20 protein-coding genes are annotated in these 25,446 nt (G+C 68.4%); 12 read left to right on the top strand and 8 right to left on the bottom strand.

Annotated elements, in window-relative coordinates:
• Positions 1 to 15: 15 nt before the first annotated feature.
• Positions 16 to 648: a nucleoside/nucleotide kinase family protein gene (locus PI246_RS15035; RefSeq protein WP_320552128.1), complete on the bottom strand. Its 633-nt coding sequence runs from the start codon at positions 646 to 648 to the stop codon at positions 16 to 18.
• Positions 649 to 878: 230 nt separating this feature from the next.
• Between PI246_RS15035 and rpoH the strand changes: the two genes are divergently transcribed.
• From rpoH to PI246_RS15000, 7 genes are all read left to right on the top strand, one after another.
• Positions 879 to 1,739: an RNA polymerase sigma factor RpoH gene (gene rpoH, locus PI246_RS15030; protein WP_320552127.1), complete on the top strand. Its 861-nt coding sequence runs from the start codon at positions 879 to 881 to the stop codon at positions 1,737 to 1,739.
• 69 nt (positions 1,740 to 1,808) lie between these two features.
• Positions 1,809 to 2,492 carry a response regulator transcription factor gene (locus tag PI246_RS15025; RefSeq protein WP_320552126.1) on the top strand — a complete coding sequence of 228 codons (684 nt, stop codon included), beginning with the start codon at positions 1,809 to 1,811 and terminating at the stop codon, positions 2,490 to 2,492.
• Complete coding sequence (locus PI246_RS15020) at positions 2,476 to 3,861, top strand: HAMP domain-containing sensor histidine kinase (protein ID WP_320552125.1); 1,386 nt, start codon at positions 2,476 to 2,478, stop codon at positions 3,859 to 3,861. Before PI246_RS15025 ends, PI246_RS15020 begins: the two co-directional genes overlap by 17 nt.
• Positions 3,862 to 3,997: 136 nt before the next feature.
• Positions 3,998 to 7,198 (top strand): efflux RND transporter permease subunit, encoded by a 3,201-nt coding sequence (locus PI246_RS15015; protein ID WP_320552124.1) that lies wholly within the window; start codon positions 3,998 to 4,000, stop codon positions 7,196 to 7,198.
• Complete coding sequence (locus PI246_RS15010) at positions 7,188 to 8,363, top strand: efflux RND transporter periplasmic adaptor subunit (RefSeq protein WP_320552123.1); 1,176 nt, start codon at positions 7,188 to 7,190, stop codon at positions 8,361 to 8,363. Before PI246_RS15015 ends, PI246_RS15010 begins: the two co-directional genes overlap by 11 nt.
• Positions 8,350 to 9,783, top strand: coding sequence for an efflux transporter outer membrane subunit (locus PI246_RS15005; RefSeq protein ID WP_320552122.1), 1,434 nt, complete (start codon positions 8,350 to 8,352; stop codon positions 9,781 to 9,783). Before PI246_RS15010 ends, PI246_RS15005 begins: the two co-directional genes overlap by 14 nt.
• A 56-nt stretch (positions 9,784 to 9,839) precedes the next feature.
• Positions 9,840 to 11,237 (top strand): coniferyl aldehyde dehydrogenase, encoded by a 1,398-nt coding sequence (locus tag PI246_RS15000; protein ID WP_320552121.1) that lies wholly within the window; start codon positions 9,840 to 9,842, stop codon positions 11,235 to 11,237.
• A gap of 123 nt (positions 11,238 to 11,360) precedes the next feature.
• Here PI246_RS15000 and tal read toward each other — a convergent pair whose 3' ends face one another.
• The 3 genes from tal to PI246_RS14985 form a co-directional block, all read right to left on the bottom strand.
• On the bottom strand, positions 11,361 to 12,317 hold the full coding sequence (gene tal / locus PI246_RS14995; RefSeq protein ID WP_320552120.1) for a transaldolase: 957 nt from the start codon (positions 12,315 to 12,317) through the stop codon (positions 11,361 to 11,363).
• Between the two features lie 91 nt (positions 12,318 to 12,408).
• Positions 12,409 to 14,583: a primosomal protein N' gene (locus PI246_RS14990; protein WP_320552119.1), complete on the bottom strand. Its 2,175-nt coding sequence runs from the start codon at positions 14,581 to 14,583 to the stop codon at positions 12,409 to 12,411.
• A gap of 360 nt (positions 14,584 to 14,943) precedes the next feature.
• Positions 14,944 to 16,089, bottom strand: a complete 1,146-nt coding sequence (locus tag PI246_RS14985; protein WP_320552118.1) for a DUF3667 domain-containing protein — start codon at positions 16,087 to 16,089, stop codon at positions 14,944 to 14,946.
• Between the two features lie 125 nt (positions 16,090 to 16,214).
• Between PI246_RS14985 and PI246_RS14980 the strand changes: the two genes are divergently transcribed.
• The gene (locus PI246_RS14980) at positions 16,215 to 17,597 is read left to right on the top strand and encodes an MATE family efflux transporter (protein ID WP_320552117.1); all 1,383 of its coding nucleotides are present in this window, start codon (positions 16,215 to 16,217) and stop codon (positions 17,595 to 17,597) included.
• A gap of 52 nt (positions 17,598 to 17,649) precedes the next feature.
• On the top strand, positions 17,650 to 19,566 hold the full coding sequence (gene sppA / locus PI246_RS14975) for a signal peptide peptidase SppA (protein ID WP_320552116.1): 1,917 nt from the start codon (positions 17,650 to 17,652) through the stop codon (positions 19,564 to 19,566).
• Between the two features lie 84 nt (positions 19,567 to 19,650).
• On the opposite strand, the gene PI246_RS14970 is transcribed toward sppA, so the two are convergent.
• Together PI246_RS14970 and PI246_RS14965 are read right to left on the bottom strand one after the other, a co-directional pair.
• Entirely contained in the window at positions 19,651 to 19,869 is a 219-nt protein-coding gene (locus PI246_RS14970) for a hypothetical protein (protein ID WP_320552115.1), read from the bottom strand.
• Between the two features lie 47 nt (positions 19,870 to 19,916).
• On the bottom strand, positions 19,917 to 20,717 hold the full coding sequence (locus PI246_RS14965) for an ABC transporter ATP-binding protein (protein WP_320552114.1): 801 nt from the start codon (positions 20,715 to 20,717) through the stop codon (positions 19,917 to 19,919).
• 49 nt (positions 20,718 to 20,766) lie between these two features.
• On the opposite strand from PI246_RS14965, the gene PI246_RS14960 reads away from it, so the two are divergent.
• Positions 20,767 to 21,549 carry an SDR family oxidoreductase gene (locus PI246_RS14960; RefSeq protein ID WP_320552113.1) on the top strand — a complete coding sequence of 261 codons (783 nt, stop codon included), beginning with the start codon at positions 20,767 to 20,769 and terminating at the stop codon, positions 21,547 to 21,549.
• Positions 21,550 to 21,610: 61 nt separating this feature from the next.
• Complete coding sequence (locus PI246_RS14955) at positions 21,611 to 22,849, top strand: Hsp70 family protein (protein ID WP_320552112.1); 1,239 nt, start codon at positions 21,611 to 21,613, stop codon at positions 22,847 to 22,849.
• Between the two features lie 12 nt (positions 22,850 to 22,861).
• Here PI246_RS14955 and PI246_RS14950 read toward each other — a convergent pair whose 3' ends face one another.
• Together PI246_RS14950 and PI246_RS14945 are read right to left on the bottom strand one after the other, a co-directional pair.
• Complete coding sequence (locus tag PI246_RS14950; RefSeq protein ID WP_320552111.1) at positions 22,862 to 23,494, bottom strand: DUF4124 domain-containing protein; 633 nt, start codon at positions 23,492 to 23,494, stop codon at positions 22,862 to 22,864.
• On the bottom strand, positions 23,467 to 24,411 hold the full coding sequence (locus PI246_RS14945; RefSeq protein ID WP_320552110.1) for a DegV family protein: 945 nt from the start codon (positions 24,409 to 24,411) through the stop codon (positions 23,467 to 23,469). Before PI246_RS14945 ends, PI246_RS14950 begins: the two co-directional genes overlap by 28 nt.
• Positions 24,412 to 24,595: 184 nt before the next feature.
• On the opposite strand from PI246_RS14945, the gene PI246_RS14940 reads away from it, so the two are divergent.
• Complete coding sequence (locus PI246_RS14940; protein ID WP_320552109.1) at positions 24,596 to 25,399, top strand: AMP nucleosidase; 804 nt, start codon at positions 24,596 to 24,598, stop codon at positions 25,397 to 25,399.
• Positions 25,400 to 25,446 lie beyond the last annotated feature (47 nt).

Raw genomic sequence — 25,446 nt, 5'->3', positions numbered from 1 at the left:
CGGGTGGCTGAGGTGTCATGGCACCGAACGGGCATCGAGACGGACACGCGTGTCCGCCCGGTGCGCCGTCGCGGCGATGCGACGGGCGTTCGGCTCGTCGGTCCGTTCGATCCAGTCGAGCGCGGCCTGGCGGTCACGCCCGTAGCGCATGTGCCGTTCGAGCAGTTGGGCGCGCCGTGGGGCGTCATCCACGTCGACGAACCACACCTCGTCGAGCAGCCCGCGCACGCCGGCCCAGGGGCCGTCGTCCATCAGGAGGTAGTTGCCCTCGGTGATGACCAACGGGACCGCCGCCGGGACGGCGATCTCGCCGGCGATGGGCTCGTCGAACTCACGATGGAACGCCGGCGCGTAGACCGTCTCGCCGGGCACCGGGGAGCGCAGGCGGCGGAGCAGGGCGACGTAGCCGGCGGCATCGAAGGTATCCGGCGCGCCCTTGCGCGTGTCGCGGCCGAGGCGGGCCAGCTCCGCGTTGGCGAGGTGGAACCCGTCCATCGGCACGCCTACAGCCCGGGCGCCCAAGGCCCCCAGAAGCCATCCGGTCAGGGTCGATTTACCCGCGCCGGGGAGGCCGGCGATGCCGAGGAGGCGGCGACCTCCCTGAGCGAGAAGGGCATCGAGCCGGTCGCGTGCGTTTGGATCGATCATAAGGCCGACCGTAGCACCGCGCCGGGTGTGCCGTCGATGAAGTCGATCAGACGCCGCCGTCATGTCGGCAAGGGTATATTCCTCCTGAACCAGTCAGTACAGCTATTGACCCCGAAGGGCTATTTCTGTACTATGTCGTACAGATAAAGCCGAAGCGAACTTCGGCCGGGGTTAGCAGTCTCACATCGGGACTGCTAATCTGCCCCAAGACCTTTCAGGAGGCTCCACACATGTCCCAAGCCCTCGCCACCCGTAACTACGGGCTCCCGAGCGTCGTCGGCAGTCTGGATTCCTACATCGCGGCCGTCCATCGCATCCCGGTGCTCAGCCTTGACGAGGAGCAGACGCTGGCGCGGCAGTTCCACGACGACGCCGATCTGGACGCCGCCAAGAAGCTGGTGATGTCGCACCTGCGTTTCGTGGTCCACGTGGCCCGCGGCTACAACGGCTACGGACTGCAGCTGTCCGACCTCATCCAGGAAGGCAACATCGGCCTGATGAAGGCGGTGAAGCGTTTCGACCCGGACCAGGGCGTGCGCCTGGTGAGCTTCGCGGTGCACTGGATCCGTGCCGAGATGCACGAGTTCATCCTGCGCAACTGGCGCATCGTCAAGGTGGCGACCACCAAGGCGCAGCGCAAGCTGTTCTTCAACCTGCGCAAGAGCAAGAAGCGCCTGGGCTGGATGAACGCCGAGGAAGTCCGTGTGGTTGCCAACGACCTGGGTGTGCCGGAAGCCACCGTACGCGAGATGGAATCGCGCCTGTCCGGTCGCGATGTGGGCTTCGAGGCTCCGGCCGACGCCGACGATGACGACAAGCCGGCCCCGGCCGCGTTCCTGGTCGACGAAGGCGCCGACCCGTACGACAACCTCGCCGAGGCCGACGCGTCCAGCAACCAGATGGGTGCCCTGTCGTCGGCCCTTGCCAACCTCGACAACCGGTCGCGTGACATCATCCAGCGCCGCTGGCTGGCCGAAGACAACAAGGCCACCCTCCAGGACCTCGCCGACGAGTACGGCGTGTCCGCCGAGCGCATTCGCCAGATCGAGGCGAACGCGATGAAGAAGATGCGCGTGGCCATCGCCGCCTGATCGGCGGAAGGCGTACTATCCGGCAACGGCCCCCTCGGGGGCCGTTTTCCGTTGGCAGGAGACATCAGGATGCCCAGGGCCCTGGTCATCGAAGACGATGAAGTGACCGCCCGCGATATCGTCGCGGAACTGGACGCACACGGCGTCACCGCCGACTGGGTGGCGAACGGCCGCGAGGGGCTGGCGCGCGCGCTTGCCGATGGCTACGACATCATCACCCTCGATCGCATGCTGCCCGGCATGGATGGCATCGACGTGGTGTCCGAGCTGCGCAAGCGCGCGGTCGACACGCCGGTGCTCATGATCAGCGCGCTCTCCGACGTCGACGAACGCGTGCGCGGCCTGCGCGCCGGAGGCGACGACTACCTCACCAAGCCGTTCTCGCCCGACGAACTCGCCGCGCGCGCCGAGGTGCTGCTGCGCCGCCGACAGCGAGCCGGTCGGGACGAGGTGCGCCTGCGCGTGGGCGATCTCGAGCTCGACCTCGTCCGGCACAACGCCCTGCGCCATGGCCAACCGCTGACGTTGCTGCCCACCGAATTCCGCCTGCTCGAGTTCCTCATGCGCAACGCGGGCCAGGTGGTCACGCGGCAGATGATTTTCGAGCACGTGTGGGGATTCCATTTCGACCCCGGCACCAACGTGATCGACGTACACATCGGCCGCCTCCGCCGCAAGATCGACGGGACGGGGCAGGCGCCGCTCATCCGCACCGTGCGCGGCTCGGGGTACACCCTTGCGGCCGCTGACTGACGCCTGGCGCTCCGCCACCTCGCGCCTGATCATCATCTACGGCGCGCTGTTCGCGATATGGTGCGTCGTGCTGCTGGGCGTGGTCCAGTGGGAAGCCTCGCGTTACCTGTCGAGCGTGGTCGACCAGATGCTCGCCGCTCGCATCCGTTACCTGGAGCGAACCGAGCCGGCGCGGCTTCGCGATACCGTGGACGCCGCGGGAGCGATCGACTCGCAGGGCTACATGTGGGCGGGCCTGTTCGACGCCCAGGGCCACCGGCTGGCCGGCAGCATCGCGCACATGCCCCGGGAGCTCACCGAAGACGGCGTGGCCCGTCCGCTCAATGCGGGGGTGGCCGATCTCACCCGTGTCGGGGATGCGCAGGCGCACCATGGCACGGCCCGGACCCGCGCCGTGGCGCGCACGCTGCCCAATGGCGATCGCCTGGTCGTCGCGAAGGAAAGCACGGCCATCGACGGCATCGGCGTGATCATCCGCCGCGGCGTGCTCTGGGGACTCACCCTTACCCTGATCCCCGGCCTGCTCGGCGGCATCCTTATCGCTCGCGGGCCCGCTCGCCGCGTGCGCGCGATCCAGCAAGCGATGGCGCCGATCCGCGAGGGTAACCTCAGCGTGCGGCTGCCCGTGGGACGGGCGAGCGATGAAGTGGATCTCCTCGCCGCCACCGTCAATGCCACGCTGGACGAGATCGAGCGGTTGCTGGGCGAGGTCAAGGGTGTCACCGACAACATCGCCCACGACCTGCGCACGCCGCTGACGCGCATGCGCACGCGCCTGTACCGCCTGCAGCAGCAGTTCGAGGGGCGTCCCGAAGCCGCGCAACTCGACGACTGCGTCGCGGAGATCGACACCGTGCTGGCGCGTTTCCGGGCGCTGTTGCGCGTGTCGGAGCTCGAGGACCGCCAGCGCAGCGCGTGCTTCGAACACATGGATCTCGGCCTCGTGCTGCGTGACGTCTACGATTTCTACGCGCCCGTGGCCGAAGACCGGCGCCAGGTGTTCGAGCTCGATATCGGCCCGTTGCCGTCGCTGCGTGGCGATCGGCAGCTGATGTTCGAAGCGCTCGCCAACCTGGTGGGCAACGCCATCAAGTTCACGCCCGACGGCGGAGCCATCCACCTCGTGGCCCTCACGGCGTCGACGGGCGACGCGCGCATCGACGTCGCCGATACGGGCCCCGGCATCCCGCCCGACGAGCGCGAAGCGGTGTTCCGGCGGTTCTATCGCAGCGACGATACCCGTTCCAAGCCCGGCTGCGGCCTCGGACTGGCCATCGTCAGCGCGATCGTGCGCCTGCACGGCTATTCGTTGTCGGTGGGCGGCAATGAGCGGGGCGCGGTGTTTTCCGTCACCTGTCCGGCGGCCTGAAACGGACGGCCAAATCGCTGGCGCACATGGGTTTTTCGGCCTGACGGTCGATAACTAAACAAATCTTAACTACGACCACGGGTTCTTGCGCGCGAAAATTCGCGGCGACGCAACATCGCGCACGGAATCCGTCTCCATGATTGGCATCGTCCGGATCGCTCTCACGCGGCCGTATACCTTCGTCGTCCTCGCCCTGCTGATCCTGATCGTGGGACCGCTGGCGGCGATGCGCACGCCGACGGACATCTTCCCCGACATCCGGATTCCGGTCATTGCCGTGGTGTGGCAATACAACGGCCTGCCACCCGACCAGATGGCCGGCCGCGTCGCATCGCCGTTCGAGCGTGTGCTCACCACCACCGTGAACGACGTGGAACACATCGAGGCCACGTCGATCCAGGGCTTCGGCATCATCAAGATCTTCTTCCAGCCCACGGTGGATATCCGCACGGCGAACGCGCAGGTCACCGCCGTCGCGCAGACGCTGCTCAAGCAGTTGCCGCCGGGCACCACGCCGCCGCTGATCCTCAACTACAACGCCTCGACGGTGCCGATCATCCAGCTCGCGCTGTCGGGCAAGGGCTTGACCGAACAGAACCTCGCCGACCTAGGCCTGAACATCATCCGTCCGCAGTTGACGTCGGTGCCGGGCGCCGCGATTCCGTATCCCTTCGGCGGCAAGACCCGCCAGGTGCAGATCGACATCGATCCGCCGGCGTTGCAGGCGCGCGGTCTTTCCGCGCAGGACGTCGCCAATGCCCTCGCGGCGCAGAACCTCATCACGCCGGTGGGTACGCAGAAGATCGGCAGCTACGAGTACACCCTGCAACTGAACAACTCACCGTCCGACATCGAGGCGCTGGGCAACCTCCCGGTCAAGAGCGTCAACGGCGCGACGGTGTTCATCCGCGACGTGGCCCACGTGCGCGACGGCTCGCCGCCGCAGACCAACATCGTGCACGTGGACGGCAACCGTTCGGTGCTGATGACCGTGCTGAAGAACGGCTCCGCCTCCACGCTCGCGATCATCCAGGGCATCAAGGATCGCGTGAAGGCGATGAAGGACGCCTTGCCCGACACGCTGGAGGTCGCGCCCATCGGCGACCAGTCGCTGTTCGTCAGCGGCGCCATCGCCGGCGTGGCCCGCGAAGGCGCCATCGCCGCGGCGCTCACCAGCCTGATGATCCTGCTGTTCCTGGGCAGCTGGCGCTCCACGGTCATCATCGCCACCTCGATTCCGCTGGCGATCCTGGGCTCCATCGCCTTGCTTTCGGCCTTCGGCGAAACGATGAACATCATGACCCTCGGCGGCCTCGCGCTCGCGGTGGGTATCCTCGTCGACGATGCCACGGTGACCATCGAGAACATCAACTGGCACCTGGAGCACGGCAAGGACGTGGAGACCGCGATCCTCGACGGTGCGGCCCAGATCGTGACGCCGGCCTTCGTCTCGCTGCTGTGCATCTGCATCGTGTTCGTGCCGATGTTCTTCCTCGAAGGCGTGGCCCGGTTCCTCTTCGTGCCGATGGCCGAAGCGGTGATGTTCGCGATGATCTGTTCGTTCATCCTCTCGCGCACGCTGGTGCCGACGATGGCGAAATACCTGCTCAAGCCGCACACGCACCAGGATCCGCACGGCGATCACGGCGCGCCGTCGCGCCATCCGCTGGTGCGTTTCCAGCGCGCGTTCGAGGCGCGCTTCGAACGCATCCGCGAGAGCTACCACGGCCTGCTCGCCCTCGCGCTGGCGCACCGCAAGGGCTTCACCATCGGCTTCATGGCGTTCGTGCTGCTGTCGTTCCTGTTGGTGCCGATGCTGGGCCGGAACTTCTTCCCCTCGGTCGACTCGGGCCAGATCCTCATGCATGTGCGCGCGCCGGTCGGCACCCGCGTGGAGGAAACGGCCAACCTCTTCGCCGCCATCACCAAGCAGGTGCGCCGGATCATCCCGCCCGACGAATTGGGCGCCGTGGTGGACAACATCGGCCTGTCGTCGTCGGGCATCAACAACACCTACAACAACACCGGCACGATCGGCTCGCAGGACGGCGACATGCAGATCTCGCTGAAGGAAGATCACCGGCCCACGGCGGACTACGTGCGCCAATTGCGCGAAACGCTGCCGCGCCGTTTCCCCACGGCGACGTTCTCGTTTCCTCCAGCCGACATCATCAGCCAGATCCTCAACTTCGGTTCGCCGGCGCCGATCGACCTGCAGATCCGCGGACCCAACGTCGCCGCGAATTTCGCCTATGCCTCGAGCCTGCTGCGGGACATCCGCCGGGTGCCCGGCGTGGTCGACGCGCGCATCCAGCAGTCGCGGTCCAACCCGGGCTTCGACGTCGACGTGGATCGCAGCCGCGCGCAACAGGTGGGTATCAGCGAACGTGACGTCACCAGCAGCCTTGGCGTCAACCTGGCTGGCTCCAGCCAGATCGCGCCGACCTTCTGGCTCAATCCGCAGAACGGCGTGTCGTATCCCATTGTGATGCAGACACCGCAATACAGCATCGACAGCCTGCCCGACCTGGCCAACGTGCCGGTCAGCCCCAGCGCGGGCACCGGCGGGTCGCAGATCCTCGGCGGCCTGGCGAGCTTTCGACGCACCGCCACGAGCGCCGTGGTGAGCCAGTACAACATCCAATCGATGGTGGAGATCTTCGCCACCACGCAGGATCGGGACCTGGGCGCCGTGGCGGCCGATATCCAGCGCATCCTCGACGCGCACAAGAAGACGTTGCCCAAGGCCTCCAGCACCGCGCTGCTGGGCCAGGTGCAGACGATGAACAGCGCCTTCGCCGGCCTGATCTTCGGCCTGCTCGGCGCCATCGTGCTGATCTACCTTCTGATCGTGGTGAACTTCCAGTCGTGGAGCGATCCGTTCGTGATCGTCACCGCGCTGCCGGCCGCGATCGCCGGCATCGTGTGGATGCTGTTCGCCACGCACACCACGCTGTCGGTGCCGGCCCTGACCGGTGCCATCATGTGCATGGGCGTGGCCACGGCCAACTCGATCCTCGTGGTCAGTTTCTGCCGCGAGCGACTGGCCGAGACCGGTGACGCCACGCAGGCGGCGCTCGAGGGCGGCTTCGTGCGTTTCCGTCCCGTGCTGATGACGGCGCTGGCGATGATCATCGGCATGGCGCCGATGGCGCTCGGGCTGGGCGAGGGTGGCGAGCAGAACGCGCCGCTGGGCCGCGCCGTGATCGGCGGGCTCATCTTCGCCACCACGGCCACGCTGTTCTTCGTGCCCATCGTCTTCAGTCTCATCCATGGCCGTCGCGGCCACACCGCTTCCCACCCGGCGAACGTTTCCGGAGAGCCCCATGTCGTCTGACACCCTGCACACCCCGCCGCCGCGCCGGCTCCGCCTGGCCGGCATCATCGCCGCGATCGTCGTGCTCGCGGTGGTCGTCGCGGGCATCGCCACCCGCGCCAGCGACGCGCACAAGCTCCGCGCGTGGACCGACGACCAGGCCGTGCCCACGGTCAACCTGGTGGCCGCCGAAGGCGGTCAGGGCGGTGGGCACCTCAACCTTCCCGGTCGCCTGGAGGCTTACGCGCGTGCACCGATCTTCGCTCGCACCAGCGGATACCTGAAATCGTGGAAGGCCGACATCGGCACCAAGGTGAAGGCGGGCGACGTACTGGCCGAGATCGAAACGCCGGACCTCGACCAACAACTGCTCCAGGCCAGGGCCGACCTCGCCAGCGCTCGCGCCAACGAGGCCCTTGCCCAAACCACCGCGAAGCGCTGGCAGGCGATGCGCGACTCCGACTCTGTGTCCAGGCAGGAAGTCGACGAAAAGACAGGCGACTACGAGGCCAAGCGGGCGCTGGCCCAGGCCGCCCAGGCCAACCTCGAGCGGATCCAGGCATTGAAGGGTTACGCCCGCCTGGTCGCGCCCTTCGATGGCACCGTGACGGCGCGCGAGACCGACGTCGGCGCGCTGGTCAACGCCGGCGGCGGCGGGCAGGAACTGTTCGTGGTGTCGGACACCCGCAAGCTGCGGATGTACGTCAACGTGCCCCAGAACTACGCGCCGTCGGTGCGCACCGGCGCCACGGTCGACCTCACCGTGCCCGAATACCCCGGCCAGACCTTCAAGGGCACCGTGGAAAGCACGTCCGAGGCGATCAACGCTGCCTCAGGCACCACGCTGGTGCAGGTAGCGGTGGACAACGCCGACGGCAAGCTACTGCCGGGCGGCTACGCGAGCGTGACCTTCGACCTTCCGGCGAACGCCGCCCTGGTCAGCGTTCCGGCCAGTGCGCTCGTCTTCGACGAAAAAGGCTTGCGGGTGGCCGTGGTCGACCCGCAGAACAAGGTGCGGTTCAAGACCGTGACCATCGCCCGCGACTTCGGCAAGACGGTGCAACTCGCGTCGGGCCTCTCGGCGGGCGAGCGGCTGATCGAAAGTCCGCCCGACGGCCTGGCCGATGGCGACAGCGTGCGCGTGAACGCCACGGCCCCGACGAGCGACGACCATGCCAAGGCGTAACGGATCGCCGCGCCTTCGCACGGCGGCGGCGTGCGTGCTGTCGCTCGGCCTTGCGGCATGTTCGCTGGCGCCGACCTACAAGGCACCACAGGTGCCGGTCGCGGCACACTACGCCAACGCCGATTCGCCCTGGGTGACGGCGACGCCGGCCGATCACATCGACCGCGACGCCTGGTGGACGGTCTACGGCGACGCGCGCCTGAACGACCTGCAGGCCCGCCTGATCGCCAGCAACGCCTCGCTCGCCGCCGCGCTGGCCCACTACCGGCAGGCCGAAGCCTTCACCCGCCAGGTGCGTTCGGGCCTCTTCCCCACCGTGGGCCTGAATGCCAACGGCCAGCGTGACCGCGAATCCGACACGCGTCCGCTGCGCGGCGCCACGTCGCCGACCTATTACAACTCGTACACCCTTGGCGCCCAGTTCGACTACGAAGTCGACTTGTGGGGGCGCGTACGCGATACCGTCGCCGCCGGCACGGCCGAACAGGCCGCCTCGCTCGCCGACCTGGCGTCCGCCCGTCTGAGCCTGCAGGCGCAGCTGGCCGACAGTTATCTTCAGCTCAACGGTTTCGACCGGCAGATCGCGGTGCTCGACGAAAGCATCGACGCCTTCGGCAAGGCCCTGCAACTCACCCAGTCGCGGCACGACGGCGGTATCGCCTCCGGGCTCGACGTCGCCCGCGCGCAGACGCAGGTGTCGAACGCCCGGTCGCAGCTTACTCAGGCGCGGGCGCAGCGTGCGATCGTGCTGCACGCGATCGCCGTGCTTGTGGGCGACTCGGCGTCGACGTTCCAGCTCGCCACCGACGACACGAAGGTCGGCGTGCCGACCCTCCCCCTCGCGGTGCCGTCGACCCTGTTGCAGCGGCGTCCTGACGTTGCCGCCGCCGAGCGCCGCACCGCGGCCGCCAACGCTCGCATCGGCATCGCGCGGTCGGCGTTCTTCCCGCGGCTCACCCTCGATGGCCAGGGTGGCTGGCAGAGCTCGCGCTGGGGCGACATCGCCACCGCACCGAACCGCTTCTGGTCGATCGGTCCGTCGTTGCTGCTCACCGCCTTCGACGGGGGGCTGCGCAAGGCGCAGGTGGCGTCGGCCAAGGCCGCCACCGACGAAGCGGGCGCCCGGTACCGCGACGTCGTGCTCAACGCCTTCGCCCAGGTCGAAGACAACCTCACGTTGCTGCGCGATCTGGGCACGGCGCTGACCGATCAACGCGCGGCCGCCGAGGCGGCGCAGCGTTCGGTCGATCTCTCGCTCAATCGTTACCGCGAGGGCGCCGTCGGTTACCTCGACGTGGTGCAGGCACAGACCACGGCGCTTGACGCCAAGCGTAGCGTAATCGACCTGGAGACGCGGCAGCTGCGCGCGAGCGTGCAACTGATCCGCGCCCTGGGCGGCGGTTGGTCGGCGGGCGCCTGAGCAGGGCGGCCGTCGGCCGGGATCGCGAGGCCGCGGATCGGTGCTAGCCTTCGCGCATGCACGATATCCTCGCCCGCCAGCGTCACGCCCAGCAAAGCGACGGTCCGCCCAGCGCGGCGCTTCGCATCGACCGTCTCGACCGGGCCATCGGCCTCCTCGTCGATCATGCCGACGAGATCGCCCACGCGTTGCGCGACGACTTCGGCCATCGGTCGGTCGAAGGCTCGCTGGTCACCGACGTGGCGGCGTCGATCGAACCGCTGAAACACGCGCGTTCCCACGTGCGCTCGTGGATGCGGCGCGAACGCCGCCGCGTGTCGCCATCCGCGCTGGGCCTGCTCGGCGCGCGAGCATGGGTGGACTACCAGCCCAAGGGCGTGGTCGGCGTGGTGTCGCCGTGGAACTTCCCGTTCAACCTGACGTTCGCGCCGCTGGCCGGCATCCTCGCCGCGGGCAACCGCGCGATGATCAAGCCGTCGGAATTCACGCCGCGGTCGTCCGAGCTCATGCGCCGCCTGATCGCGCAGGCGTTCGACGCCAGCGAGGTCGCCGTGGTCGTCGGCGGGCCGGAGGTCGGGCAGGCGTTCACGGCGCTGCCGTTCGACCATCTCCTGTTCACCGGCGCGACCTCCGTTGCCCGTCACGTGATGCGCGCGGCGTCGGAACACCTGGTGCCCGTCACGCTCGAACTCGGCGGCAAGTCGCCCGCCATCGTCGCGCGTGACGCGGATCCCGACCTCGCGGCGGCCCGGCTCATGTTCGGCAAGACGCTCAACGCCGGCCAGGTCTGCGTGTCGCCCGACTACGCCCTGGTGCCCCGCGAACGCGTGGACGCCTTCGTGGCGGCGCTTGAACGCGCGGTCAGGCGTATGTTTCCCACCTTGCGCGACAACCCCGATTACACCGCGATCGTCAACGAGCGCCATCACGGCCGCCTGCGTGGCCTGCTCGACGACGCCGAGCGCCAGGGCGCGACGCTGCGCTGGCTGCACCCGCAACACGACATGCTGGGCGCGCAACGCATCGCGCCGGTCGCGATCGTCGGTGTCCACGACGGCATGGCGGTGATGCAGGACGAAATCTTCGGACCGCTGCTGCCCGTGCTGCCCTATGACGGCATCGACGACGCGATCGCCCAGGTCAACGGCCGCCCACGGCCGCTCGCGCTTTACTACTTCGGCGACGACGCGGCCGAGCAGGAGCGCGTGCTGTCACGTGTCACCGCCGGTGGCGTCACCCTCAACGACACCGTGATGCACCTGACGATGGACGACCTGCCGTTCGGCGGCATTGGTCCGTCCGGCATGGGGGCGTACCACGGCATCGATGGCTTTCGCACGTTCAGCCATGCGCGCGGCGTCTACCGCCAGGCACGCCTGGACGTCACCCGTCTGATACGTCCGCCCTATGGCCCGCTGATACGGCGCATCCTGCGCACCCGCATCAAGAGATAAACGCGTTTGGCTTCGCGCGAGCGCAACGCCGGAAGCGAAGCGGGCGCGGTACCGGCCCACGCCGCCCCAACGCAAAGGGGCCGCCGAAGCGACCCCTTTGCGTAACCCGTGAAGCGATCCGCCTTACAGCTTCGCGCCCAGCAGTTCCTCGAGCTTGCGCTGATCCACGGCGAACTTACGGATGCCCTCGGCGAGCTTGTCCGTGGCCATCGCGTCTTCGTTGTGGCCCCAGCGGAACTTGGCCTCGGTGAGCTTTTCCTTCGGCGGCTCGGCCTTCGCGCCGGTGTCCTTCAGTGCCTGCGACAGGTCGGCGTCGGTGCCGTCCAGTTCCTTGAGCAGTTCCGGCGAGATGGTCAGGCGGTCGCAACCGGCGAGGGCCTGGATCTGTCCGATGTTGCGGAAGCTCGCGCCCATCACCACGGTCTTGTAGCCGTGGGTCTTGTAGTAGTCGTAGATGCGGCGCACCGATTTCACGCCCGGGTCTTCCTCCGGGGCGTAGACCTTCGTGTCGGTGTTGGCGACATACCAGTCGAAGATGCGGCCCACGAACGGCGAGATGAGGAACGCGCCGGCCTCGGCGCAGGCCACGGCCTGCTCGAAGCTGAAGAGCAGGGTCATGTTGCAGTTGATGCCTTCCTTCTGCAGCTTCTCGGCGGCCTTGATGCCTTCCCACGTCGATGCCAGCTTGATCAGCACGCGCTTGGGATCGACGCCGACGTCCTTGTACATCCCGATCAGGCGCTTGGCCTTGGCGATGGACGCGTCTTCATCGAACGACAGGCGCGCGTCGACTTCGGTCGACACGTAGCCCGGCACGATCTTGAGGATCTCGCGGCCGACGAGTACCGCAAGGCGGTCGCCCGCGTCGACGAGCTGCTGGCTGCGATCGTTGCTCTGCTGCTTCGCCCAGGTCACGGCCTCGTCGATGTACTGGGCGTACTCGGGAATGCCGGCCGCCTTCAGCAGCAGCGACGGGTTGGTCGTCGCATCTTCCGGCTTGAAGGTCTTCATGGCGGACATGTCGCCGGTATCGGCGACGACCTTGGTCATGGAGCGAAGTTGTTCGAGCTGGCTGGTCACGTTGTCGATTTCCGTTACCTGGGGAGAAGGGCATTGTCGCGCCGTGGGGCGGCGGCGAACAGGGAGCGTCCGATCTTACGGGGTCAAGCGTTCAATAGAGGTCGATGGGGTCGACATCAAGTGACCAGCGCACTTTTCGCGCGCTTGGCAAGGTCGTGAGCGCGTGTTGCCACGGGCGCAGGAACGCATGCAGCACGGGCCGCGAGTGCGCCTCCACGAGGATCTGTCCACGATGGCGTCCCGCGCGCAGGGGCATCGGGGCGGGCATGGGGCCGGCCACGCGCAGGTCGCCCGGTTCGCCGATGGCGGCGTGGGCCTCGGCGAGGAAGGCGTCGACCTCCCCCCGGCCATGGGCCTCGGCGCGTAGCAGCACCTGGTGACCGTAGGGGGGCAGGTCGAGCAGGCGGCGCTCCGCGAGCAGGCTCGAGGCCACCGCCGCGTAGCCGCCGCGGAGCAGGGCGTGCAGCATCGGGTGGTCGGGGTGGTGGGTCTGCAGCAGCACGCTGCCGGGCTTGTCGGCCCGGCCCGCCCGCCCGGCCACCTGCACCACCAGCTGGGCCAGCCGCTCGCTCGCCCGGAAGTCGACGCTGTGCAGGCCCTCGTCGACCCCGACGATGGCCACCAGGGTCAGGTTGGGCAGGTCGTGTCCCTTGGCCAGCATCTGCGTGCCGACGAGAATCGCCGGTCGACCCTCGCGCAGGCGCTCCATGATCTCGCCGAAGGCGTCGCGGCGGCGGGTGGTCTCGCGGTCGATACGCACCACCTCCACCCCGGGAAATCGCTCGGCGAGGGCTTCCTCCAGCCGTTCGGTTCCCTGGCCCTGCGGACTGAGGCTGGCGGAGCCGCAGGAGGGGCATGCGGCGGGAATGCCGAGCACGTTGTCGCAATGGTGGCAGATCAACCGCCGCCGACCGGCATGCAGGGTCATCGGCCGGTCGCAACGGGGGCAGTCGGCATGCCATCCGCAGTCGTGGCAAAGCAGCACAGGTGCGTAGCCGCGGCGGTTACGGAACACCAGCGCCTGTTCGCCTCGACCGACGCACTCGGCCACGGCGCTGAGCAGCGTCGGCGACAGGCCGTGGTCGAGCCGCTGCGCGCGCATGTCAACGATGCGTACCTGGGTGGCGCGCGTCGCGCCCGGACGGGCGCGAAGCAGCAGCTGCCGGTAGCGCCCGGCTTCGACGTTGCCCAGCGTCTCCAGCGACGGCGTGGCCGAGCCCAGCACCACCGGTACTCCGTGCGCGCGCGCCCTGACGAGCGCGAGATCGCGGGCGTGGTAGCGGAAGCCGTCCTGTTGCTTGTAGGACGCGTCGTGTTCTTCGTCGACGATGATCAGCCCCGCGCGTGGCAGCGGGGTGAACACCGCCGACCGCGTGCCCAGCACCACCTTGGCGGTGCCGTTGCGCGCGCGCAGCCAGGCCCTGGCGCGCTCGCCCTCGGCGAGGTTGGAGTGCAGCACCTCGATGGTGACCCCCAGCCGCTCGCGCAGCCGGCGCACGGTCTGGGGCGCCAGGCCGATCTCCGGCACCAGAAGCAGCGTCTGCCGACCCTGGGCGAGGGCACGTTCGATCAGGGCGAGGTAGACCTCGGTCTTGCCGCTGCCGGTGACGCCGTCCAGCAGATAGGGCTGGAAGTGGTCCAGGCCCTCGGCGACCGCCGCGACCGCCGCCGCCTGCTCGTCGCTGAGCCTCGGTCCCGGCGACGGATCGGCGGGCGGCAGGGGTTCATCCCATTCGTTTTTCTCGACCAGTCCCGCCTCGAGCAGGCGCCGGGCCGCGGGCCGCCATTCGGGCAGGGCCAGGCCGAGTTCGTCGGCGGCGCGCGGCCCGTGTTGCAGGGCGTCGAGCAGGGCCGCCGAACTGCCGCGTCGCGTGCCAGCCTCGTGGCTTTCGCGCCCGTGCGGGGTGAGCGACCAGACTTCGCGTCCGGTGGCCGGCAACGGTCGCGGCTCGCGCAGGGCCAGCGGCAGGGCGTTGGCGAACGCCTCGCCCGGCGCACCGGCCCAGTAGTCGGCGGCCCAGGACAGCGTGGCAAGCAGCTCGGCGTCGAGCAGGGGCGACGCGTCGAGCACCTCTAGGGCCCGCTTGAGCCGACGGGCGCCTACCGCCGGCTCGGCGGCCGGATCGATGACGATGCCGACCATCTCGCCCTTGCCGAACGGCACGCGGACGCGGGAACCCGCCTCGGCGATCCGCCCCTCGGGAGGGAGGTAGTCGAAAAGGGTCAGCAGGGGTACCGGAAGGGCGACGCGGAGGACGGGGTTCATGCCAGCCCTAGTTTATAGGGCTATGCCGATAACGCCGATCAATGATTAACCCCAGGGACATGGGCTTGGGCTCACAAGACACCTCCAGAAAGAGGAATGAAAGGTAAGTGCCCGCCCTCGGACGCTTTTCCGGCTTATCCACAGGAGCTGTGGATAAGTCTGTGGATGAGGGTCGGATGGGAGGGTTCCAGACCGCACGGTTGGGCCCTGCGGGTTAGCTTGCGTACATTTTAACCAAGCTGAAATATTCCATGTTTTCATGTACTTGGAAATGCGTTGCTAAACGGGCTCACAACAACTCCGCAAAACCTTGACAAACGCGAAGGGGCTCCGCCTGCCTGTGCACAACCCTCGGTACGGTCAATGGGCGAGCCCGATGAACATGGCCACCGTGAGGGCAAATCCAAGGAGCCAGAAATAGACCAGGCCTATCAATATGTACTTCAGGATAGTCATGCTCCATCCCTGTCGGTACACCCGTTTCTGCATCAGCAACAGGTAGGCCGGCATCCACAGGAACACGGCCCACTGCACCAGCGCGATGCCTTTCCCGGCGATCGGCACATGCGGTGCCAGGGCCCCCCGGGCCAGGCCCAGCAGCACCAGCACCATCAACGACAGGAACAGAAACGCGTGGCTGTGCAGCGCGACGATGATGTGTTCCATGTAAAGCCGGCGGCGCAGCAGGTAGAACAGCTTCAGCACCAGCGCGAACACCGGCACCATCACGAACATCGTCTGCGGCAGCACCCCGAAGACGCCTTCGATGATCCGGTGCAGCGCCTCGGTCCCCGTCTCGCCGCCCGCGGCCACCTGGTTGACGTTGGTCTTGAGCCGGGCGAGCGACTGATCCAGCCGTGCGTTCATCGACGCGGGCAACCAGCCGATCGAGACGTGCCAGTCGCCGTCGAGCATGGCCTGGTCTTCTTCCGTGTCGGCCTTGACCAGGGGCGTACCGGGGCTGGCCGAGGGATCCTTCAGTTCGGCCAGACGTGCGTCGGCCTGGGCGCGGATGGCCTTCTCGCCGGTACGGAAGCCGGCCCTGGCGGCCTCGGGAAGGTTCGGTTCCTGCGCGGCCTTGCGCAGGCTCGCGGCCTGGGTCGCATACAGGCGTTCGACCTCGGCAGTCGTGGTGGCTTTGGCGAACGGCCCGGTCTCGTTGCCGATGCCGTGGAAGCCCGCGGCGGTGTCGTTGATCACCCCGTGCACGAAGAAAAACGCTAGCAGGCAGAAGACGAACATGAGCCGGAATGGGGCGATGTAACGCACCCGGCGTCCGGCGAAATACTCCAGGGTAAGAAAGCCCGGACGGGTGAACAGCGGCGGCACCGTGTGCACGATGCGCTCGTCCATGTGAAAGAAGATGTCGCCCGCGTCTTCAAGCATGTGCGACATCGGGCGCAGCACGCTGTGCACCGACTGACCGCACTCGTGGCAGAACTCGCCCTGCAACGCCACGCCGCAATTGGCGCAGTAGCGCGCCGGCGCCGGTTCCAGCTCCTTCATCGCCTGATACCCCTGTGTTTTCCCCGCGCGGATGATGGCACGGCCGGCGTACCGCGGGGAGCGTCGCGGGGCGTTTTTCCCGCGTACCGGCTACAATGGACGGCCTTTTCCGTGCGTTTTCTGCCATGTCCATCGACCGCGCCCGCGCGCGTCGCGAGATCGGCGCCACCTTCCGCCTGGCGCTGCCCATGATCGCGGCGCAGCTTTCCGCCATCGGCACCAACGTCGTCGACGCCGTGCTCGCCGGCCACCAGGGCGCGCATACCCAGGCGGCGGTGGTGACCGGCGCGAACATATGGGTGCTGGCCATTGTCACCGGCATCGGCACGATGATGGCCGTACCGCCCACGGTCGCCCAGCTCGACGGCGCCGGACGCCGTGGCGAGGTGGGGGCCACCTTCCACCAGGCGCTCTACATCGCCTGGGGCCTGGGTCTCCTGCTCGGCATCGGCGTGTGGCACGCGTCGCCGCTGATGGCGGTGTTCGGCGTGGTGGAATCCATGCGCCACGACGTCACCGCCTTCCTGCACGCCATCGCCTTCGCGGCGCCGGCGCTCACCACCTATTTCGCGCTGCGCGGGTTGTCGGAGGGGCTGTCCATGCCCCGGCCCTCGATGTACTTCAGTTTTGGCGGGCTGGTGGTGCTGGCGCCGCTGGGCTACGTGCTGATGTACGGCAAGCTGGGGTTTGCACCGATGGGCGCGCGCGGCAGCGGCATCGCCACGGCCATCGTGCTCTGGCTCGAAATGCTGGGTTTCGGCATCTACGTGCTGCGCCACCGCAACTACCGCGACCTCGGCCTGCGCGAGCGCATGGCCCGGCCCGATCCGAAGCAGATCCTCCAGCTGTTGCACGTCGGCGTGCCCATGGCGGTGACCTTGCTGATGGAGGCGGGTCTCTTCGTCGCGGTCGCCTTGTTGATCGGTCGCCTGGGCGAGACCGTGACGGCCAGCCACCACGTGGCCCTCAACGTGGCCTCGGTGGCGTTCATGATCCCGCTTGGCCTGTCGATGGCGATCACCGTGCGCGTGGGCAACGCCGTGGGGCGCCGCGACGCGCTGGCCGTGCGCTACGCGGGGCTGTCGGGCATTTCGCTGGTGCTGGTGACGCAGTTCCTGTCCTCGGGCGCCATGCTGCTGTTCGCCCGGCCGATCGCCGCGCTCTACACCAACGATCCGGCGGTGATCGACATGGCCTCCCGGCTGCTCGTGCTGGCGGGCTTCTTCCAGTTCTCCGACGGCATCCAGGTCGCCTCCAACGGCGCGCTGCGCGGCATGAAAGACACCCGGGTGCCGATGGTCATCACCCTGTTCGCCTATTGGGGCGTGGGCATGCCGGTGGGCTGGTGGCTGGCGTTCGGGCATGATCTCGGCGCACGGGGCATGTGGATGGGGTTGATCGCCGGTCTGAGCATGGCGGCCATCCTCCTCTTCGCCCGCTTCTGGCGATCCAGCGCCAGCGGACGTTGGCCGGACGACTCGGCCGCGCCCCTGCCTTTACACACGTGATGCTCATGGGCCGACGCGCTACGCTCGGCCCAACCTTCAAGGAATACGCTCCATGCCGGATCGCCTCGACGCTACGCCCCCGCCGCTGCCGGCATCCCCCAGGCCCGTGCCGCCCCGGCGTCGCGGTGGTTTCGGCGGGTTCCTGCGCTCGCTGGGCCGCGGCATCAATCTCGTGCGACTGTTCGTCCTGAACGTGTTTTTCTTCGGACTGCTCGCGGTGTTCCTTATCGCGATCTACGCAGGCAGCCGCACCCATGCCGTCGACGACAAGACCGTGCTCGTGCTGGCGCCCGAGGGCCAACTGGTGGAGCAGTACAGCGCCGATCCGCTGTCGCGGGCCATGGGCAAGCTGTCCGGCGATGGCGTGAAACAGGTGCAGGTGCGTGACCTGGTCCGTGCCATCGACGCCGCGGCGACCGACGCGCGGGTGACCCGCATCGTGCTGCGCCCGGACAAACTCGGCGCCGGCGGCTTCGCGGCCCTGCGCGAGGTGGGTGCCGCGCTCGATCGCTTCCGTGCCGCGGGCAAGCCCGTGCTGGTGTGGGCGTCGAGCATGGAGCAGGGGCAGTATTACCTCGCCGCCCATGCCGACAAGATCTACATCGATCCGCAGGGCGGCGTTATGGCCACCGGCCTCGCCAATTATCGCCTGTTCTACAAGGATCTCCTGGACCGCCTCGGCGTACAGGTGCACCTGTTCCGCGTGGGCCAGTTCAAGAGCGCGGCCGAACCGTTCATCCTCGACCATGCCTCGCCGGAGTCGAAGGAAGCCGACGGTTACTGGCTGGGTGGTCTGTGGAACACCTGGATCAACGAGGTCGCCACGCTGCGGCATATCGACCCGGCCGCGCTGCGCGCCGATGTCGACGGCTTCGCCGAGCGCGTTCAGAACGCCAAGGGCAACCTCGCCGATCTGGCGAAGGACGAAAAACTCGTCGACGGCATCGCCACCGAGCAGCAATTCGTGCGCATGCTGCGCGACGAGGGCGTCCCGGCGGGCAAGAAAGACCAGGGCTTCCGCCAGGTCGATCTCTCTGGCTATTTGGCCGCGACAGGCCTGGCCAACGCCGACGTGCTGCAGACCTCGCCGGGCGTCACCGTGGTGGTGGCCGAGGGCGAGATCACCGGCGGCAAGCAACCGCAGGGTTCGATCGGCGGCGAGTCCACCGCCGCTTTGATCCGCGCCGCGCGCCAGGACCACCGCACCCGTGCGCTGGTGCTGCGGGTGAACTCGCCCGGCGGCGAAGTGTATGCGGCCGAGCAGATCCGTCGCGAGGTGGAACTGACCCGCGCGGCCGGCATTCCGGTGGTGGTGTCCATGGGCGACGTGGCCGCGAGCGGCGGCTACTGGATCTCGATGAACGCCAATCGCATCTACGCCGAGCCCAACACGATCACCGGCTCGATCGGCATCTTCGGCATGTTCTACACCGTACCCGATACGCTGGCGAAGATCGGCGTGAAGAGCGACGGCGTGAGCACCGGCGGCCTCGCCGGGGCCTTCGACATTACGCGCCCGCTCGATCCCCGGGTTGGCGTGCTGATCCAGAGCATCATCGACAAGGGCTACCGTGACTTCGTCGGTGGCGTGGCCAAGGCACGCGGCAAGACGTTCCCCGCGATCGATGCGATCGCCCAGGGCCGCGTCTGGACCGGCGAACAGGCCATGCAGCGCGGGCTTGTCGACAAGCTTGGCGGCCTGGACGACGCGATCCGCGATGCCGCACAGGAGGCGCACCTGGGCAAAGACGTAAACGTGCGTTACGCCGAGAAGCCGATGGGTGCGTTCGAGCGTTTCCTCACCAACGTCGGCGACAGCGACGAAGCCCGGGTGGCCATGTCGTTCGGCATTCGCCTGCCGACGTGGGTGGCGCAGCTGCCGCGCATGGCGCCGGAATTCGCGCTGTTCCGCACCGCCCAGGCGGGCAAGCCGAATGTCTACGCGTACTGCTTCTGCTCGCCGCGTTGATCCGGGCATCGTCCCTTGGCGGCAGCGGCGTCGTTCGCGCCGCTGCAGACGGAGGGTTCGCGGGCGTAGCCCGTTTCTGAACGCCTACTGCTCCTGCGCTTCGATCGCCTTGCGCTGATCCTCCGCCTGGCGGTCGACCGTTTTCTGCACGTCCCGGGCCTTCTGCTCCTGGGCTTTCATGCCGTCCCACGGTGTCGTTACGGCGGCCGCCGCCTTCGGCGTGGGCGGCTGCTCGGGTTGCGGCGGCTTGGAGCAGGCCAGGCAGGCCAGGGCGAGAAACGACGGCAGCACGAAGCGTTTCATGGCGGTGATCTCCATGGGGAACCCGCAGTCTCTATCTCCGGGGCCGCTCAGCGCAATCGCGCGCCGTAGAAACCGTCGGCTTCATCCACGCGCGTCGGCCAGCCGAACAGCGCGGAGAGCCGTTCGTCGGCGATGAGCCGGGCTTTCGGCCCCTCATCGAACAGACGCCCGTCCCGAAGCATCACCACGTGCCCGATCTCCGGCACGATCTCTTCTACGTGGTGGGTGACGAGCAGCAGCGTGGTGCCCTCGCGGGCGAGCTGGCGCAGCAGGTCGAGAAAACGTCGGCGCGTGCCCGGGTCCAGCCCCGCGCAGGGTTCGTCCAGGAGCAGCGCGCGCGGCGAGTGCGCGAGCGCCCGTGCGATCAGCACCCGGCGCGCCTCGCCAGTCGACAGCGTGGCGACGTCGCGGTCGGCCAGGTGCCTGGCCTGCACGCGGTCGAGCGCCTGCATCGCACACTCGCGCATCGCCGCGTCGACCGCGTGATCGAGGCCGAGCGTCAGCGCGGCGAAAAAACCGGAGAGCACCGCGTTCAGTGCCGTTTCGTGCGTGGCCTCGAACTCACGCCGCAGGTCCGACGACACCACGCCGAGCAGTGCCCGCAGCTCGGCCACGCTCCAACGCTCGCGACCGAACACGCGCAGCACGGGGGAGCCGTCGTCGTGCACGAGCGGGTAGATTCGTCGTTCGATCAGCTTCACCAGTGTCGACTTGCCGGAGCCGTTCGGTCCGAGGATCGCGGTGTGCTGGCCCTGCGCGATGGCGAGGGAGATGTCGTCGAGCAGCGCCCGGTCGTCGCGGCGTACCGTCGCGCGATCGACGACCAGCAGGGGCGTGCGGATGTCCATCCGTCGAGCTTAACCCGATGTACCATGACGCGGACATCCGGAGCCTTCCATGCATCCACGACTCTCCCACTGGCGGCTCGATGGCCGCACCGCGCTGGTGACCGGCGCAAGCAAGGGCATCGGTTACGCCTGCGCCCGCGAACTGGCCGCGCTCGGTGCCGACGTGCTGCTCATCGCGCGCGACGGCGACGCGCTTGAAGAGGTGTGCGACGAACTGTCCGAGGAATGTCCCGACGTCGAGGTCATGGGCATGGCCGCGGACCTCACCGATGCCGAAGACCGGCTCGCCGTGTTCGACTGGATCGCCGACCTCGACGTCGAGCTGTCGCTGCTGGTGAACAACGTGGGCGGCAACCTCGTGAAGCCCACGCTCGACTACACGTCGGACGACTACCGCGGCATTTTCGAGCTCAACGTGTTTTCCGCTTACGAGATGTGCCGCCTCGCGCAGCCGCATCTCGTGCAGCATGCGAACGCCGCCATCGTCAACGTGGGCTCGGTCTCGGGCATCGTGCACGTACGCACGGGTTCGCCCTATGGGATGACCAAGGCGGCGCTGCACCAGCTCACCCGCAACCTCGCCTGCGAATGGGCCGAGGACGGCATCCGGGTCAACGGCGTCGCACCGTGGTACATCCGCACCCAGCGCAGCGAGCCCGCGCTGGCCGATGCCGAATACCTCGACGAGGTGCTCGACCGCACGCCCATGGGGCGCATCGGCGAGCCCGAGGAGGTTGCCGGCGTGGTCGCCTTCCTCTGCCTGCCGGCCTCCGGTTACGTCACCGGCGAGATCGTCGCGGTCGACGGCGGTTTCCTGCGTTACGGCTTCTGAAGTGGACACGGCGGGACGGGGCGGTCAGAATCGCCCGCCCCGTAGGCTATCCCCCACCGGCATGAACATCGGTATCGACTTCGGCACGAGTTATTCCGCCGCCGCGACCTTCGTCGGCGGCACGCTCACGCCGATCCGCTTCGGCGGCGCGGGCCAGTTCCGCAGCGCCGTGTTCTTCCCCGAGGTAGTGCCCGATCCGGCCGACATGCGGCGTCGCCGCGCCGAGTCGGCGGCCGCCACCGTCGAGGGGTTCCGCGACGCGTTGTTCGGCGAGGAGGCCGTGGAGGCCTACCTCGAATACGGCGACGGCAACCTCATCGAATCGCCGAAGTCGATGTTCGGCTACCGGATGGACCCGCAGGTACGCCGGGTGATCGTGCACATCGCTACCTACATCCTCGAACACATCCGGCTTGCCGCCAGCGAGCAGCTGGGTGAGACGGTGCGCACGGCGGTGATTGGACGTCCGGTGCATTTCCGCAGTTCGATGGGCGACAAGGGGTCGGAGCAAGCGGTGGCGATCATCCGCGAAGCCGCCACCGCCGCGGGCTTCACGCAGGTGTCGTTTCTCGAAGAGCCCGCCGCCGCCGCGATGCATTACCACAAGCAGCTGGCGACCCGCCAAACCGCGCTGATCGTCGACATCGGCGGCGGCACCACCGACGTCGCGTTCGCCGAGTTGGGCGGCGACACCCTGCCGCGCATCCTGCGCACGTGGGGCCTGGCCAAGGGCGGCACCGACCTGGACGTCAACCTGAGCATGCGAAGCTTCATGCCGCTCATGGGCAACAACGTCACGCGCGTGCCGGTGCACCATTTCGTCGAGGCGGCGAGCGTGCACAACCTGCCCAAGCAGCGCGAGTTCCGCCGGCAGGATTACCGCTTCATCGACGAGCCCTGGCAGTCGCGCCTGCGCGCCCTGCAGGAGCCCGGCGCCACCACGCGCCTGAACCAGACCGCCGAACGCAGCAAGATCGACCTATCCAGCGGCGACGCGACGCAGGCCGACCTCGGTTTCCTCGAGCGTGGGCTGGGCGCGGCGGTCACGCGGGATGACCTCGACCAGGCGGCCGAGCCCTTCGTCGAGCGGGTGCAGCGCCTGCTCGCCGAGGTGCGCGACGCGTGGCCCGGGGAGCCTGCGAGCATTTTCCTCACCGGTGGCACCTCCCGTTCACCGATCGTGAAGGAGGCCGTGCGGGCGAGCTTTCCCGACATTCCCCTCGTGCACGGGGATCCGTCGCTGGGCGTCGTCTCGGGACTGGCGGTGGCGGCCACCGAACTGGCGCCACCGTCCACCTGATCCGCCGGGCGCTCAGGGACAGGCGCGCAGCTGGTCGCGCAACTGCGCGTCCTTCGCGTCGAGCGGGGCGCGCTGGCTTTTGAAGGCATTGCGTATCGCACGCTGGTTCGCCTCGGCCTCGTCGCGCAGCGCCGCACAGGTCTCCGCGCCGCTGAGCCGCCGGCAGCGGTCTTGCACCCAGACATAGTTGCCTTGCGTGGCCGAGGCGTAGTCGGTATGCCGGTTGAGTTCGGGGGCGGACCCGGCGGGCACGTCGGCCGCCAGGGGACCGGACACGGCGCCCAGCACGCCCAAGGGCGCCAGGTAAAGCGCCGGATCGCCGTTGTCGCTGAGATAGGGTTTGCCGTCGGTGGCGCGCACGCACCCAAACAGCCGGGGCAGCGGCGGCATGGGCCGCGCGGGCGCCGGGTCGGACAGGCGCTCCGGCGCGTCGACAGCCGCCGTCCGCGGCGCCGGTGTGGATGCCGCGGGCGCGGGATCGTCCAGGTGGATCACCGCCTGGCGTTGACCGCGCGCGCAGGGCGACTGCTGGTAGACGGTCTGCCCGTTCGCCAGGCACTTGTAGACCGTCGCGGCCGACACACCGGCGACCCCGTCGGCGACCGCGATGGCGGCGATCAGAACGAGGCGGTATGGTCTTCGCATGCCAGCCCCACCGTCAGCGCGCCTTCGCCGACGTTGACCATGCCGGTGATGCCCATGGGGGTTTCGAGCATCTCCACGCCCGCGTCGGCGCAAGCGCGCACCAGTGCCGCGTAGCCGGGCAGGTCGCGCATCACGTCCAGGTCGCCGCCGTAGCTGAGCGACAACGACGGCACCAGGAGCCCCGCCTGCACCCGACGGGCCGCGTAGTCGAACAGCGACTGGGCGCCCTGCTCGAAGCCGCGCACCTTGCCCACGGGGCCGGTCTCACCGCGATGCGCCCGGAGGATGGGCTTGATGTCCAGCGCCGTGCCGAGCATCGAGGTGAACAGGCTGACGCTGCGATCGCCCTTGCTGCGCGCCCGCGAGCGCAGGTAATTCAGGTCGCGCGGCAGCAGGTAGCCGTAGCTGGCGTCGGCCACGCGCGCCGCGCGCTCGCGCACCTCGGCGGGCGAGCGGCCCTCACGGATCATCCGGGCGGTCTCGGCCACCATCGGGCCGGCCCCCGCGAAGATGTTGCGCGAGTCCACCACACGCATCAGGAACGGCCCGGAGCGCCCGGCCGCCTCGCGGATGGGGCGGTAGTTCTTGAGGATGGCGAAACTGGCCCGGATCACGGTGTCGTGGATCGGGCTACGGGTGGCCATGATGGTGAGGCAAACCACGCAGTCGTATTCCCCGACCATGCGTTCGAGGAACAGCTGCTGGACGTCCTCGGCGGTGGCCGGTTCGGTGTCCGCCGCATGGCTGCGGTCACCCAGCTTGCGCGCGATGAAGCGGGCGATCTCCGCCGGCGCGCGGTCGTCGAGGAAAGACTCCCCGTTGACGTTGACCTTGATCGGCATCACGGTGATGCCGTTGTCTTCGATGAAACCCTGCGGCACGTCGCACGCCGCGTCGATCGCCATGCCGATGCGCATCCGGCACCCTCCCCGTAGACGACACCCGGATGCGCCCTTCGCGCCCGGCCACGTGCCTGGCACGGATGCTACACTCGCACGAATCACTTGGCACCTCGCCGGCGTGGCGTCGCCGGTAACCCCGCCGTCGGCCACCCATCCAGGGCGATACCCGGCCGCCGGCGCCAGCGCGTTCCGGATTCCCATGAAAACCAAGCTCGAGATCGTCTCCAACTGGCTGCCGCGCTACACCGGCACGCCCCTGGAGGCCTTCGGCCAGCACATCCTGCTGACCAACTTCGGCCACTACGTCGAACGCTTCGCCCAGGACCACGGCGTGGAGGTGCGCGGCCGTGACCGGCCCATGCCCAACGCCACCGCCGACGGCATCACGCTGATCAACTTCGGCATGGGCAGCCCCAATGCCGCCACGGTCATGGACCTGCTCAGCGTCATCGAGCCCATGGCGGTGCTGTTCCTGGGCAAGTGCGGCGGCCTCAAGCGCAAGAACGCCATCGGCGACCTGATCCTGCCGATCGCGGCGATCCGTGGCGAGGGCACGTCCAACGACTACCTGCTGCCGGAGGTGCCGGCACTGCCCGCGTTCCAGTTGCAGCGCGCGGTGTCGACGATGATCCGCGACCTGGGCCACGACTACTGGACGGGCACCGTCTACACCACCAACCGGCGCGTGTGGGAGCACGACGAGGGCTTCAAGGACTACCTGCGCCGCACGCGCAGCATGGCCATCGACATGGAAACCGCCACGATCTTCGCGGCGGGCTTCGCCAACCACATCCCCTGCGGCGCCCTGCTGCTGGTCTCCGACCAGCCGATGATCCCCGAGGGCGTGAAGACCGAAACCAGCGATGCGGCGGTCACGGCCAACTTCGTCGAGCGCCACATCAAGATCGGCGTCGAGGCGCTGAAGCTGGTCCGCCGCCACGGTCGCAGCGTGAAGCACCTGCGCTTTGCCGACGACGCCGACGGCGACGCGTCGATCCTCTGAGCCTGGCGCAAAAAAAGACCGCCCGTGGGAGCGGGCGGTAGTTCCGG

This window comes from Luteibacter sahnii, from assembly GCF_034063545.1.
Lineage (GTDB): Bacteria > Pseudomonadota > Gammaproteobacteria > Xanthomonadales > Rhodanobacteraceae > Luteibacter > Luteibacter sahnii.
Note: the sequence above shows the minus strand (reverse complement) of the source record. Positions and strands in the feature narration are given on the sequence as shown.